The following is a 13,402-nucleotide window of genomic DNA, read 5'->3' on the forward strand; positions in this document are numbered from 1 at the left end:
AATATGATTACTTCCTATTAGGAACACTGTAAATACAAGGCTTTTCGGAGCCTACAAACCAGAAAAAATAATATTTGATCTATCACATTACGCAAAAAGCCGTCCGGCATGAAAAACGGGCGGCTTTTTTGCGTGGATAGACGGAAAGGAGGCACAAAAATAACTACAAAATTTTAGCGTTCAAATTTGTGCAACTTTAACGAAAAGGAGGATCGTAAATGGCCGATAAAAAATTGAATACTGGCCCTGCGGAGAATATTTCCCCGGAGGCCGCCGAGCCTATCGCCACACCCGAACAGGCCGCAGCGTCTGAGCCCCAGCAGGAACAGACCGGGCCTGCCATACCTGAGTCCGGCGATGTGGTTGTGTCCTTTGACAAAATCAATGAACTTATGGCGGAAAAGAGGCAGAACGCCCGCGCCGAAGTCGAAAAGTCGGAACCCCCCGAAACGCCAGAGGCGGCAGCCCCCGGAGAAACACCGCAGCCCGCCAATACGGAGGAACCGAAAAAGCCGCGCCGTGGCCGTCCGCCGAAAGCGGAAAAGGCTGCGACTGAAAATCAGAAATCGGAGAAATCGGCTGGGGCCCGCAAGGGCCGCCCACCAAAGGCGGATAAGACGGCCCCTGACAAGCCCAAGCCGTCCAAACGAGACAAAGTGTCCCGAAGCGATGGAAAGGCCCCGGATGCCAAGGAGCCCATTAAGCCCGCACAGGATACGGCACTGAAGGAAACTGCTGCTGTGGAACAGACGGCTCCCGAGCCGACTACACCGCCCCGCCCGGTTGAGGAAGGCAAGCTGGTTTATCTGAAACTTTCCGAGGTTCATCCGTTTCACACATTCCGTCCGCACCCCTTTAAGGTACGGGACGATGCGAAGATGCAGGAAATCGTTGCTTCTATCCGCGTAAACGGTGTAATGGTTCCCGGTCTTGCCCGCCCGGAGAAAGATGGAAACGGCTATGAAATTGTAGCGGGCCATCGCCGTACCCACGGCAGTGAGCTGGCTGGACTGGAGGAAATGCCCTTTATCGTCCGTGAAATGACCGACCACGAAGCGGTACAGGCCATGAAGGACAGCAACAAGCAGCGTGACGGGATGCTCCCCAGCGAATTGGCCGCGCTGCTGGAACTCGAGGTTGAGGACATCAAGCATCAGGGCGGGCGGCTGAAAGATGTTGCGGAAGGCGATGTCGGGAAACGCTCGGTTGAGATTGTAGGCGAGGCGCATGAAATGAACTATAAAAAGGTCATGCGCTACTTGCGGCTCAACTCCCTTGTGCCGGAGCTTCTGGATAAGGTAGACGATAAAAAGATGGGCTTCATGCCTGCCGTGGAGCTTTCCTACATCAAACCGAAAAATCAGAGGCTTATTGCTGTTTCCATTGACGGGGAGCAGGCTTCGCCCTCGCTGGCCCAGGCCAAACGGCTCCGGGAGCTGGATAAGGAAGGCAAGCTCAACGGCGATGTCATTGACGGTATCTTATCAGAACAGAAAAAGGAGGATCGAGGCGTGATTATTTCTACTGCGGAACTGGAAAAGTATTTTGGCAAGGAGGTCACTCCCGCCAAAATGAAAGAACAGATTATGTCCCTGCTGGATGACTGGAAAGAAAAACAGCCGCCGGAGCTGGCAAAAGCCCCGAAAAAGCAGGAACTTGACAAGTAACAACTTCGAGACACTTTGTCCCGAGGGCCCCGCCCTCGCGCAGAGGCTCTGGTGGTATATATCCCCCGTCGCCGCCTGTTTTTTAGTACAGCCGGGAGTGGGCCGTCAAGGGTGCAGCGCACCGCCGTTTTCGGCGGCTCGCCCTTGACGGTCTGCCCCGGCTGTGCTATTTCCCCGGCAAGCGGCGGGGGTATATCCTCCAGAGCCGCCCCCTTTCCCAAGACTGGGAAAGGGCGTGGGGTTTGGGTTGAACTTTCTTATTAAAATATCGGAGGTATGAACGATGAAACGACCCCTTGCTTATATCACCGCTGCATGGCTCGGCGGCGATAGCGAAAACGCAGAACTGGCGGCGCAGTATTGCCGCACCGTGTATGAGGCAGGCTTTTCTCCTATTTGTCCGCCTTTGTACTTGCCCCTGTTTCTCAATGATGCTGTTCCCGAGGAGCATAAAAGCGGCATCGACATGAGCCGTGACCTGCTCCGCCGTTCTCATGTGCTGGTTGTTTGCGGGCACAGTATGACCGAATCCATGAAAAATGATATTGCCGTGGCCCAGCGGCTGGGAATTACGGCAACAACCCTTGAGGGTATCCTGACCGTCAAGGGGCAGGGCCGCCGCTGATGGCGACCCTGTTTGAAGCCTACGTTACCAACGCCGGAAAGTACAGCGAGGGCCAGCTTGTGGGTGAAACACTGAAATTTCCCACAACCGCCCAGGAGGTGGAGGCTCTCTTGAAACGGATCGGCGTGGATGGCGTCCGCTATCAGGAAATTTTTATTACCTCTTTCGATGGGGATGTGCTGGGGCTCTATGACCATTTGAGCGAGTATGAAAATCTGGACGAGCTTAATCATCTGGCCTGCCTGCTTTCCGAGCTTACCTCATCGGAGCTGGAAACACTGGAGGCCGTCCTCGACAGTGGCGATCACTGTTCTTCGGTGCGGGACATCATCAATCTGACACAAAATCTGGACTGTTACGGCTTTTACCCCGGCGTATCCGATGAGGAAACGCTGGGGCGTATTTATGTGGACGATCTGGAAATGTTGGATGTGCCGGATCAGGTAAAACCGTATTTCGATTATGAGGCGTATGGCCGGGATGCCTGCATCCACGAAAACGGCCATTTTGCCCCGGGCGGCTATGTTGTCAAAGAAAGCGATCATTTCGTGGAAGTGTATCACGGCTTGCAGGATATTCCCAAGGAACATAAGGTATTCTCTTTCCCGAAGCTCTCTATCCGGGAGCAAATAGCCGCTTATCAGGAAATCATAGACGGTTCTTCTTTGGAGGGCTACCGTCAAATGCAGAAAAAAGACCGTGGGGATCGGTGATGGCACTTCGAGACAAATTGTCCCAAGGAAGGAGGCGGTGTAACTGATTGATGAAGATATTTCCCGGCGCACGATAGCCATATCTGTAAAAACGACCAAGCTGACGGCGCGGGGACTGGCGTATGTGCTGGGCATGGTGGGTCGGAAGATCCGTAAGGCATACCGTGGGCGGCAAGTACCGCATGGCAAACAAAGTGTGCGAAAGCTCATGGCCCACGGCACAGCCACAAACAGCATTGAGCTATCCGGGGATGCCAAGTCCTTTGACCGCGTGGCCCGGAAATGGAATGTAGACTATGCGTTCTATAAAACCGGGCCGGACAAATACCTGCTGTTTTTCAAGGCTGGACAGGCAGACGCAATGACCGCCTGCTTTTCTGAGTATTCCCGGAAGGTGTTAAGCAAAGCAAAATCGAACCGTGTTCCCATCCGGGAACAACTGAAACAGGCGGCAGATCAGCTTTCCAAAGAAAAGCCGAAACAAAAAGAACGTGCAAAGGAGGTGGCCCATGAGGACAGATAAGATCAGAAAATATCTCATTCCGAACATTCCCTATCTGTTCATCCTGTGGGCGTTCCTCAAGCTGGGGACAGCCTACCGGCTGGCGGCGGGTAACGATTTTGCACATAAGCTCATCGGACTGGGCCAGACGATTGGCCCGGCCTTTGCTGACTTTGCACCCGGTCGTGCCCCGCTGGATTGGCTTGTTGGTATTGTAGGCGCAGTTGGTTTCCGGCTGCTGATCTATTTCAAAAGCAAGAACGCTAAGAAGTTTCGGCGGGATGCAGAATACGGCAGCGCTCGATGGGGAACGGAAAAAGACATCAAACCGTTTGTCGATCCGAAGTTTGAAAACAACGTGATTTTGACCGGGACGGAGTTTCTCACGATGAACACCCGCCCTAAAATCCCCGCAAATGCCCGAAACCTGAATTGCTGCATTATCGGCTCGTCCGGCTCCGGCAAAACCCGCTTCTGGCTTACGCCCCAGCTTTTACAGGCCCATTCCTCTTATGTGGTGGTCGATCCGAAAGGTGGTGTGCTGGGACAGGTCGGGGGTTTCCTGCAAAAACGCGGGTACAAAATCAAGGTATTCAACAGCATAGATTTTTCAAAATCCATGCACTATAACCCGCTGGCGTATATCCGCAACGAGGCCGATATTCTGAAATTCGTGGATGCTCTGATTTCCAACACCAAGGGCGAAGGCAAGGAAGGTGATCCATTCTGGACAAAATCGGAAACGCTTTTGTACTGTGCTCTGATCGCCTACATCATTTTCGAGGGGCCTGCCGAGGATCGGAACATGAACACCCTTGTGGATATGATTTCTGGCATGGAGGTCAAGGAGGATGACGAGGATTTTATGAACGCGGTGGACTATATGTTTGCCGGGCTCGAAAAGCGCAAGCCGGATTGCTTCGCGGTCAAACAGTATAAAAAGTACAAATTGGCCAGCGGCAAGACGGCAAAAAGCATTTTGATTTCCTGCGGTGCGCGACTGGCTCCCTTTGACATCCCGCAGCTTCGTGAGGTCATGGCCTATGACGAATTGGAGCTTGACCGCATCGGAGATCGGAAAACGGCGGTATTCTTCATTATTTCCGATACCACGCAGACCTACAACTTTTTAGTGGCACTTGCATTTTCGCAGATGTTCAACCTCCTGTGTGAACGGGCGGACAATGTTCACGGTGGCCGCCTGCCGCACCATGTACGGGTGCTGTGGGACGAGGCAGCCAACACGGGACAGGTGCCCCAGCTCGAAAAGCTGGTCGCGGTTATCCGCTCCCGCGAGGTGAGTCTTTGCCTGCTGTATCAACAGTTGGCACAGTGCAAGGCCATTTACGATAAGCACGCCGAGACAATCCTCGGCAACATGGACAGCGTGGTGTTCCTCGGTGGCCGCGAAGCCAGCACTATCAAGGAAATCTCCGAGAACTGGCTGGGAAAAGCCACAATCAGTATGCAGACCGACAGCCGCTCCCGTGGCCAGTCGGAAAGCTACAGCCAAAACACCCAGCGGCTGGGCCGGGAACTGATGACCCCAGCCGAGCTTGCAACCATGCCGGGAGACAAATGTATTTTGCAGCTTCGGGGCCTGCCCCCGTTCTTCTCTCCCAAGTATGATCTGAAACGGCATCCGAACTACCGTTATACGGCGGAGGCCGATAAACAGAAAAACGCTTTTGACCTCGACAGGCTCATTAACCGCCGCAGGCGGCCCGGGCTGAACGAGGCGTGTACGATGTATGAGGTGGCTGTGCCGGACGATGCACTCACGGAAGAGGACGAGGACATCCTCAACTATGATGACATCGACGATCCAGACGCCTTTGCATAAACGCTTCGAGACAAAGTGTCCCGAAGTTTGTAACCTGCCGCCTGCATGGGCGGCTTTTTTGTTACCGGGAAAATCCCGGAGAAATGGAGGCTTATATGGCATTTTTCTCATCTGCAATCGACACTTTACAGACCCTCGTTATCGCGCTCGGCGCTGGCCTTGGCGTATGGGGTGTGGTCAATCTGCTGGAGGGCTACGGCTCGGATAACCCGGGCTCCAAGTCCCAGGGCATGAAGCAGCTCATGGCGGGCGGCGGCATCATCGTCATTGGCACCACACTGATCCCTCTGCTGTCTGGCCTGTTTTAAGGTAGGCGCTTATGGATTTTCTCACCGACTGGCTCACAAACTGGCTCAAAGAGCTTCTGATTGGCGGGATCATGGGAAACCTCGAAGGGCTTTTTGATACCGTCAATACCCAAGTCGGAGAGATTGCGGCACAGGTAGGGACTACCCCGGCGGCGTGGCACGCCGGGGTTTTCTCCCTGATCCGACAGCTTTCCGAAACGGTGATCCTGCCGATTGCCGGAATGGTGCTGACCTTTGTTGCCACTTATGAGCTCATACAGATGCTTTTGGAAAAGAACAATATGCACGAGGTTGACGTTGCGACCCTCTATAAATGGATGTTCAAAACAGCCTGTGCAATCTTAATCCTGTCAAATACATTCAATATCGTCATGGCTGTGTTCGATGTGTCGCAGAGCGTTATCGCACAGGCAGGCGGGCTCATTCAAGGCTCTACCGATGTTTCGGCGGATATGCTTGCCGAACTGGAAACCTCGCTGGAGACGATGGACTTGGGGCCGCTTTTGGGGCTGTGGCTGCAGTCTGCGCTCATTGGATTTACGATGAAGGCGATGGGGATTATCATTTTCGTTTTGGTGTATGGCAGGATGCTGGAAATCTATCTGCTGACCAGTCTGGCCCCCATCCCCGTTGCTACGCTTTCCAACCGGGAGCTTGGCGGCACCGGGCAGAACTATATCAAGTCCCTGTTTGCCGTGGGCTTTCAAGGGCTGCTGATCCTCGTATGTGTTGCAATTTACGCGGTGCTCATTCAAGGCATCGCAACAAGCGGCGATCCCATCGGGGCGATTTGGGGAACTGTGGGCTACACGGTTTTGCTTTGCTTCATGCTCTTTAAGACAGGGAGCATTGCCCAGCGTATCTTTGGCGCTCATTAACAGGAGGAGGTGCTTATGCCGAGAAGATACGGGGCGGATGGAACGCGCTTGTGGAATGGAAAAACGCCGGAGGAGTTTACTGAAGCGGACGCTTACCGCTTTATGGCGGAAACGGAGGCCGTCCTACAAAGAAAAGAGCTGATGGACGACCCCGCCCAGCCTGCTCCGGCAAGCGGAAAGGAGGAATTTTATCTGAGTAAGAAAGACGATGTATTGCTGACCCCGGAGCAGATTGCTGCGGAGGAGCGGCGCTGGCTGTTTGAGGCCCCCATCGCGGAGCTTGCGGAAGTCAAGGGCGTTAGCATTGACGAGGCAGTAAAAATGCGGACGGATGCCATCTTGCAGGAGGCGGTTGTTCCGATCACGGTATCTGTTCGCCCGATTGAGCCGCAGGGAAAGTTGATCGGCTTCGCCAGCGTCAATTTTGGCGGTGTGGTCATCGATGATTTTAAGGTTGTGGACGGGAAAAACGGGATTTTCCTCGGTGCTCCCTCTAAGCCCGATCCTGCCAGCCGGACGGGATACCGGGCTACGGTTCGGATTCCTGACCGCGCCACACAGGAGCGGATCAATGCGGCTGGTGTGGAGGCGTATCATGCGGCGGTGGAACAGCTTGTTGCACGGGCCCAGGCGGTACGGCCTGCCCCGATCAAGGAGCAGATGGCCGAGGCCGCAAAACAGGCGGGAAAAGAAAACGCCGCTCGGCCTGCACCTGCCAAGGCAAAGGAGGCCCGCAATGACCGATAGCCGCACTTTGGGACAACGTGTCCCGAAGGAGGGCTTGTTTCTCATGGATGGCATCGAGGGCCTGCGTTCTTTGCCAAAACATAGCGTGGATATGCTGCTGACCGATCCGCCCTACGGCACAACCCGGAATTATTGGGATGTGCCCCTGCCGCTCCCGGAACTGTGGGAGGCGGTGAAATGGGCGGTCAAGCCGAATGGTGCGGTGCTGTTCTTCGCACAGTGCCCCTTTGACAAGGTGCTGGGCGCATCCAACCTCGCCATGCTCCGCTATGAGTGGATTTGGTACAAGGAGCGCGGAACAGGTTTTCTCAATGCAAACCGGGCTCCGCTGAAAAAGTCCGAGAATATCTTGGTGTTTTACCAGAAGTCCCCGGTCTACAATCCGCAGTTTACTTATGGCAAGCCTTATACCCGCGTACATTCCCGAAGCGGTACAAGCTCCAACTATGGAAAATTTGAACGGCAGGGCTCGGAGTCCAACGATGGCCGCCGCTATCCCGGAAATGTGCTTTTTGTGCCTACGGTGTCCGGCGGCATCCACCCCACGCAGAAGCCCGTGGAGCTCTGCGAGTATTTGATCCGCACCTATACCCGCCCCGGCGAACTGGTCGCGGACATTTGCGCGGGCTCCGGCACAACCGCGATTGCAGCTATCAACACAGAACGCCGCTTTGTATGCTTTGAAACGGCCCCGGCCTTTTATGCCGCTGCCAGTGAGCGCATCCGTGCGGCGCAGGCAGTAAAAAGCTCTGGCGAGAAAGGAGTGTAATTATCCAGCAGTATTCTATCATTTACGCCGATCCCCCTTGGCGCTACTCGGCTAAGAAAGTACAGGGCGCGGCGGAAAAACATTATCCCACTATGAGCATTGAGGAGTTATGTGCGTTGCCTGTGGCTGATCTTGCAGCCCCGGACAGCGCACTCTTTTTATGGGCCACTTTCCCGCAGCTCCCGGAGGCGCTCCGGCTGATCGAGGCTTGGGGCTTCACCTACAAAAGCGTTGCTTTCGTCTGGCTGAAAAAGAACAAGAAGGCGGATAGCTGGTTTTACGGCCTTGGCTTCTGGACGAGGGGCAACGCGGAAATCTGCCTGCTGGCAACCAAGGGACACCCGAAGCGGCAGGCTGCCAACATCCATCAATTTATCATTTCCCCGATTGAGGCCCACAGCAAAAAGCCGGACGAGGCCCGCGCCAAAATCATTTCCCTGATGGGCGATCTGCCCCGCGTGGAGCTCTTTGCCAGACAGACCCCGCCCGGTTGGGCTGTATGGGGAAATGAAGTAACACCAACCATCCCGGACTTTGGGACACATTGTCCCGAAGTGCAGAAAGGAGTGTGATCTATGCCCTATGTAAACGTACCAAACGATTTATCCAAAATCAAAACAAAGATGGCTTTCAACCTCACCAAACGCCAGCTTGTCTGCTTCGGCAGCGCTGGCGCGGTGGGGATTCCGGCCTATCTGCTGACCCGTGGCACCCTCGGCAATACCGGGGCGATGTTTCTCATGCTGGGAATTATGCTCCCGGCGTTCCTGCTGGCCATGTATGAAAAGGACGGCTTGCCCTTTGAAAAGGTTGTGCGGAATATCATCCGGGCCAAGTTTCTAAGGCCGGGGATCAGGGCCTACCGAACCGAAAACATTTATGCGCCCTTTGCCGGGCCGGGCGCTGGAAAGGAGGATGTGATTGAAAAACGCAAAGAAGAAAAACGGAGCCGCCGCCAAGGGTAAAGGCCGGGCGGCCCTGTCCGCCCAGCAGACGATCCCGTATCTGTCCATGCACCCGGACGGTGTGTGCAAGCTGCCGGGCGGGCTCTATACAAAGACCGTGGAATATGAGGACATCAATTACTCTGTGGCATCCACCGAGGATCAGACCGCCATATTCAGCGGATGGAGCTCATTTCTCAACTACTTTGACAGCTCGCTGCCGTTCCAGCTTTCCTTTATCAACCGCCGTTCCCATTCCCGCAGCCGCTATCAGGTCAATATCCCGAAAGCGGATGACAACTATAACAGCGTCAGGGACGAGTTTACCGGGATGCTGAAAAATCAGATTGCCAAAAGCAACAACGGCATTGAACGCTCAAAATACATCACCTTTGGCATACCCGCCGAGGGGATTGCGGAGGCACGGCCCCGTCTGGAGCGTGTGGAGGCCGATGTCATGGGAAACTTTAAGCGGCTGGGCGTTCCCTCGGAGCCGATGGACGGGCGGGCCCGCCTTGCGCTGCTTCATAGCCAGATGCATCCGGGGAGCCGCGAGCCGTTCCGCTTTTCGTGGAAAGACATCCCGCAGACCGGGCTTGGCACAAAAGACTTTATTGCCCCGGACAGTCTCGACTTCCGCCAGTCCCGCACATTCCGTATCGGCCAGTATTGGGGCGCGGTGTCCTACTTGCAGATTATGGCATCGGAGCTTTCGGATAAGCTGCTGGCGGAAATCTTGGAGCTGGATGCGGAAATGACCGTGACCATGCACATTCAGACCGTGGATCAGCTCAAGGCAATCAAGACCATCAAGGGGAAAATCTCGGACATTGGGAAAATGAAAGTGGAGGAACAGAGAAAGGCTGTGCGCTCCGGCTATGACCCGGACATTCTTCCCCCTGACCTGATTACATTCAGCAAGGACGCGGCGGAGCTTCTGGCTGATTTGCAATCCCGCAATGAGCGAATGTTTCTGCTGACCTTTACGGTGGTAAACCTTGCCCCTACTCGCCAGCGGCTGGAAAACGATGTGTTTACCGTGGGCGGCATCGCGCAGAAATACAACTGCGCTCTGCGCCGTCTGGACTGGCAACAGGAACAGGGCTTTGTTTCTTCGCTGGCCCTTGGCTACAACGAGGTAGAAATCCAGCGCGGTATGACAACCAGCTCCACAGCCATTTTTATCCCCTTTATGACAAGGGAGCTCCGCATGGCTGGACAGGCCCTCTACTATGGCATGAACGCACTTTCTCACAATGTCATCATGGCTGACCGCAAAAAGCTGAAATCGGCAAACGGGATGTACTTGGGCTCTACGGGCTCCGGAAAGAGCTTTGCCGCAAAACGCGAGCTCTTGAATGTGTTTCTCACCATCCCGCAGGATCGGATCATCGTGGTTGACCCGATGGGCGAATACGCGCCGCTGGTGCGAAGGCTGGGCGGTCAGGTGATCGAGATTGCCCCGGACAGCCCGCACCATCTCAATCCGATGGATGTGGAGCTCAATATGGCTGCCGGAGAAAGCCCGCTTTCCATGAAGGCGGATTTTCTTTTGTCCCTGTGCGAGCTGGTGGTCGGCGGCAAGGAAGGCTTGCAGCCCATTGAAAAGACGGTCATTGACCGCTGTGTGCGTTTGGTGTACCGGGAACAGGCGCTCGGACTGGAAACCGCAAAAACGCCGCTGTTGCAGGATTTGTACGAAGAGCTCTTACGCCAGCCGGAGCCCGAAGCCCGGCGCGTGGCAACTGCCTTAGAGCTTTATTGCACAGGCTCCCTCAATCTCTTTAACCATCCTACCAACGTCAAGACGGACAGCCGTGTGGTGTGCATCGTTCTGAAAAACATGGGTGAAAACCTTAGAAAGATTGCAATGCACATCACAAATGAGTTTGTTTCGCAGGCGGTGGATCAGAACTTCCACGAGGGCGCGGCGACTTGGTGCTATTTTGACGAGTTTCACATTCTGCTGCGAGATCCGCTGACGGCCAGCTACTTTGTGGCGGTCTGGAAAATGCTGCGTAAAAAAGGATGTGTGCCGTCTGCTTTGACACAGAACGTCAAAGTGCGCCCAGATAGGGCGCTGTGCAAAGCAGTCTAAGGTACTGCCGCACACGGCAGTGTGCGAAACAATCTGCCTTACCGACTAAGGAGAAATCCTTTACGGGAACAGCGCATGGCAGAAAAAGGAATAGTCACCAAAGGACTTAGGTGCGACTGTTTCCTAATGTTAAGAAGATATGAGGATAAGATTGGGCTTATCGAATGTAAGGTTCCAGTTCCTGTTTTTTGCAGGTGTGGGAAAAGTCCTGAAACCCATGTCATAACGCTGTCACGTCATCTTTCACGGCGGGATAACTGCCAACACGTTATGAAACAGGCGTGAGAACACGTCACAACGAACCGAAAGCATATCCGACAATCTTCACTAACCTATGCACAGTGCTAACTGGGGATTGCCTAAGTCCGGCTCATTTGCCGGATATGGTAACGGAGGCTCCATAGTAGTCCGAGAGGGGTAATGACCCTTACATGGCGAAGGGAGCCAGTTAGTAACATCTAAAATGTAAGAATGAAAGGGAGGAGAAACCTCAATGAAACCAACATCTGAAATTTTAGAGCGTATTGAAAAGTGTTCCAGCGAACACAAAGACGGCGTATTCACAAGACTTTACAGATACTTGCTTCGTGAAGATATTTACTACGCCGCCTATCAGAAACTTTATGCAAACAAAGGTGCAACAACACAGGGTATCGACGACGATACCGCAGACGGTTTCAGTGACTTCTATATAAAAGAGTTAATCCAGTCACTAAAGGACGGAACCTACAAGGCTAATCCTGTAAGGCGTGAGTATATTCCAAAGAAAAATGGAAAACTCCGTCCGCTGGGTATCCCGTCTTTCCGTGACAAGCTCCTGCAAGAAGTTGTCAGAATGATTTTGGAAGCTATCTATGAACCTGTCTTTGACAGTCATTCCCACGGTTTCAGACCGGGCAAAAGCTGTCATACCGCACTGCGTCAGATTTCTTCTGACTTCACAGGCGTGGTCTGGTTTATCGAGGGCGATATACAAGGTTGTTTTGATAACATCAATCACGAAAAATTGATTGAGATTTTGAGCAGGAAAATCAAGGACAGTCGTTTTCTGAACATCATTCGCCAGTTTTTGAAAGCTGGGTATATCGAGAATTGGAAGTACAACGCCACTTACAGCGGTTCTCCGCAGGGTGGTATCTGTTCCCCGATACTTGCAAATATCTATCTGAATGAGCTGGACAAGAAGTTTCGGGAAATCGCAGAACTCTTTGATAAGCCGAGGTCTGCATATCAGACACTGGAATATCATGCGGCAAGCAAAGAATTAAAAAGACTGTCTTACTGGATTGACCATACCTCTGATGAAGCGGCAAGACAAGAACTGATTGACCAGCATAGGGCGCAGAAGAAAGCTATGAGAAATCTGCCCTGCAAACCTGCCGACAACAAGAAGTTTACTTTTGTCCGTTATGCGGACGATTGGCTGGCAGGCGTGTGTGGCACAAAAACGGAATGTGAGGAATTGAAAGCCGAAATCGCTGAATTTCTAAGCACAGAGCTGAAATTAACTCTGAGCGAGGAAAAGACGCTGATAACGCACAGCTCCGAAAAAGTCCGCTTCATTGGCTATGATATTTGTGTCCGCAGAAATCAGGAAGTCAAAGGTCACAGAATGAAAAACGGAACGTGGAGAAAATCCCGTACCCTGCACATGAAAGTTGCCTTGTCTATTCCCCATACGGAAAAGATTGAAAAATTCATGTTTGCAAAGAAAGTCATTCGCCAAAAGGAAAACGGGGAGTTTCAGCCGATACACCGAGCCGGACTTCTCAACCTTGCGGATTATGAAATTGTGGAACAGTACAATGCCGAAGCAAGAGGGTTATGCAACTATTACAATCTGGCTTGTGATTATCACACGTTGGACTACTTCTGCTATCTCATGGAGTACAGTTGCTTAAAAACGATTGCTAATAAGCATAAAACCAGTATCCGCAAAATCATTCGCCAGTATAAAGACGGGAAAACATGGTCTGTTCCTTATGAAACCAAAACAGGGACAAAGCGTGTGCGCCCCGTTAAAATCGCTGACTGTAAGCGTGGCGAAGCGAGTGACATCATCTATCAGAGAAAGAAATTTAGCTGGAAAACCACTATCAGACAGCGGCTCAATGCCAGAGTTTGTGAATTATGTGGGTGTAAAGAAGCCGATTTGTATGAGGTTCACGTTATACGGAACTTAAACGAATTGGGTAATTCTGATTGGGAAACCGTGATGAAAAAGAAGCGGAGAAAAACGCTTGTCGTTTGCAGCAAGTGCCATGAAAGAATACACAGACACTAATCAATACGTCAATTACTAATGGGG

At 52.9% G+C, this 13,402-nt stretch carries 13 protein-coding genes; all 13 read left to right on the top strand.

The window, feature by feature from the left end; genetic code table 11:
• Positions 1–218 precede the first annotated feature (218 nt).
• The 13 genes from MTP42_RS07850 (at position 219) to MTP42_RS07910 (ending at position 13,378) form a co-directional block, all read left to right on the top strand.
• Positions 219–1,667: a ParB/RepB/Spo0J family partition protein gene (locus MTP42_RS07850; protein WP_173758336.1), complete on the top strand. Its 1,449-nt coding sequence runs from the start codon at positions 219–221 to the stop codon at positions 1,665–1,667.
• A 283-nt stretch (positions 1,668–1,950) separates the two neighbouring features.
• A complete protein-coding gene (locus tag MTP42_RS07855) occupies positions 1,951–2,292 on the top strand; it encodes a DUF7768 domain-containing protein (RefSeq protein WP_118533151.1) in 342 nt (113 codons plus the stop codon).
• A complete protein-coding gene (locus MTP42_RS07860) occupies positions 2,292–3,005 on the top strand; it encodes an antirestriction protein ArdA (protein WP_173758338.1) in 714 nt (237 codons plus the stop codon). The genes MTP42_RS07855 and MTP42_RS07860 overlap by 1 nt, the downstream gene beginning before the upstream one ends.
• Before the next feature lie 115 nt (positions 3,006–3,120).
• Positions 3,121–3,528 carry a PcfB family protein gene (locus MTP42_RS07865; protein ID WP_330616536.1) on the top strand — a complete coding sequence of 136 codons (408 nt, stop codon included), beginning with the start codon at positions 3,121–3,123 and terminating at the stop codon, positions 3,526–3,528.
• A complete protein-coding gene (locus MTP42_RS07870) occupies positions 3,515–5,350 on the top strand; it encodes a VirD4-like conjugal transfer protein, CD1115 family (protein ID WP_249257074.1) in 1,836 nt (611 codons plus the stop codon). Before MTP42_RS07865 ends, MTP42_RS07870 begins: the two co-directional genes overlap by 14 nt.
• Before the next feature lie 95 nt (positions 5,351–5,445).
• Positions 5,446–5,658, top strand: coding sequence for a Maff2 family mobile element protein (locus tag MTP42_RS07875; RefSeq protein WP_044963257.1), 213 nt, complete (start codon positions 5,446–5,448; stop codon positions 5,656–5,658).
• A gap of 11 nt (positions 5,659–5,669) precedes the next feature.
• A complete protein-coding gene (locus MTP42_RS07880; protein ID WP_249257075.1) occupies positions 5,670–6,536 on the top strand; it encodes a VirB6/TrbL-like conjugal transfer protein, CD1112 family in 867 nt (288 codons plus the stop codon).
• Between the two features lie 15 nt (positions 6,537–6,551).
• Positions 6,552–7,283: a septation protein SpoVG family protein gene (locus tag MTP42_RS07885; RefSeq protein WP_249257076.1), complete on the top strand. Its 732-nt coding sequence runs from the start codon at positions 6,552–6,554 to the stop codon at positions 7,281–7,283.
• Complete coding sequence (locus MTP42_RS07890) at positions 7,273–8,052, top strand: DNA-methyltransferase (RefSeq protein WP_187016382.1); 780 nt, start codon at positions 7,273–7,275, stop codon at positions 8,050–8,052. The genes MTP42_RS07885 and MTP42_RS07890 overlap by 11 nt, the downstream gene beginning before the upstream one ends.
• Before the next feature lie 17 nt (positions 8,053–8,069).
• Positions 8,070–8,624 carry an MT-A70 family methyltransferase gene (locus MTP42_RS07895; protein ID WP_117465002.1) on the top strand — a complete coding sequence of 185 codons (555 nt, stop codon included), beginning with the start codon at positions 8,070–8,072 and terminating at the stop codon, positions 8,622–8,624.
• 3 nt (positions 8,625–8,627) lie between these two features.
• Complete coding sequence (locus MTP42_RS07900) at positions 8,628–9,017, top strand: PrgI family protein (RefSeq protein WP_249257077.1); 390 nt, start codon at positions 8,628–8,630, stop codon at positions 9,015–9,017.
• A complete protein-coding gene (locus MTP42_RS07905) occupies positions 8,974–11,094 on the top strand; it encodes a VirB4-like conjugal transfer ATPase, CD1110 family (RefSeq protein WP_442899431.1) in 2,121 nt (706 codons plus the stop codon). The genes MTP42_RS07900 and MTP42_RS07905 overlap by 44 nt, the downstream gene beginning before the upstream one ends.
• A gap of 493 nt (positions 11,095–11,587) precedes the next feature.
• Positions 11,588–13,378: a reverse transcriptase domain-containing protein gene (locus MTP42_RS07910; protein ID WP_024739836.1), complete on the top strand. Its 1,791-nt coding sequence runs from the start codon at positions 11,588–11,590 to the stop codon at positions 13,376–13,378.
• Positions 13,379–13,402: the final 24 nt, after the last annotated feature.

Origin of the sequence: Faecalibacterium sp. I2-3-92 (assembly GCF_023347315.1) — a bacterium.
Taxonomy (GTDB): domain Bacteria; phylum Bacillota; class Clostridia; order Oscillospirales; family Ruminococcaceae; genus Faecalibacterium; species Faecalibacterium duncaniae.

Coding starts and splice junctions, on each gene's coding strand:
- MTP42_RS07875 (WP_044963257.1), top strand. CDS start 5,446: ATGGCATTTTTCTCATCTGCAATCGACACTTTACAGACCCTCGTTATC.
- MTP42_RS07880 (WP_249257075.1), top strand. CDS start 5,670: ATGGATTTTCTCACCGACTGGCTCACAAACTGGCTCAAAGAGCTTCTG.
- MTP42_RS07910 (WP_024739836.1), top strand. CDS start 11,588: ATGAAACCAACATCTGAAATTTTAGAGCGTATTGAAAAGTGTTCCAGC.
- MTP42_RS07900 (WP_249257077.1), top strand. CDS start 8,628: ATGCCCTATGTAAACGTACCAAACGATTTATCCAAAATCAAAACAAAG.
- MTP42_RS07855 (WP_118533151.1), top strand. CDS start 1,951: ATGAAACGACCCCTTGCTTATATCACCGCTGCATGGCTCGGCGGCGAT.
- MTP42_RS07890 (WP_187016382.1), top strand. CDS start 7,273: ATGACCGATAGCCGCACTTTGGGACAACGTGTCCCGAAGGAGGGCTTG.
- MTP42_RS07860 (WP_173758338.1), top strand. CDS start 2,292: ATGGCGACCCTGTTTGAAGCCTACGTTACCAACGCCGGAAAGTACAGC.
- MTP42_RS07850 (WP_173758336.1), top strand. CDS start 219: ATGGCCGATAAAAAATTGAATACTGGCCCTGCGGAGAATATTTCCCCG.
- MTP42_RS07870 (WP_249257074.1), top strand. CDS start 3,515: ATGAGGACAGATAAGATCAGAAAATATCTCATTCCGAACATTCCCTAT.
- MTP42_RS07885 (WP_249257076.1), top strand. CDS start 6,552: ATGCCGAGAAGATACGGGGCGGATGGAACGCGCTTGTGGAATGGAAAA.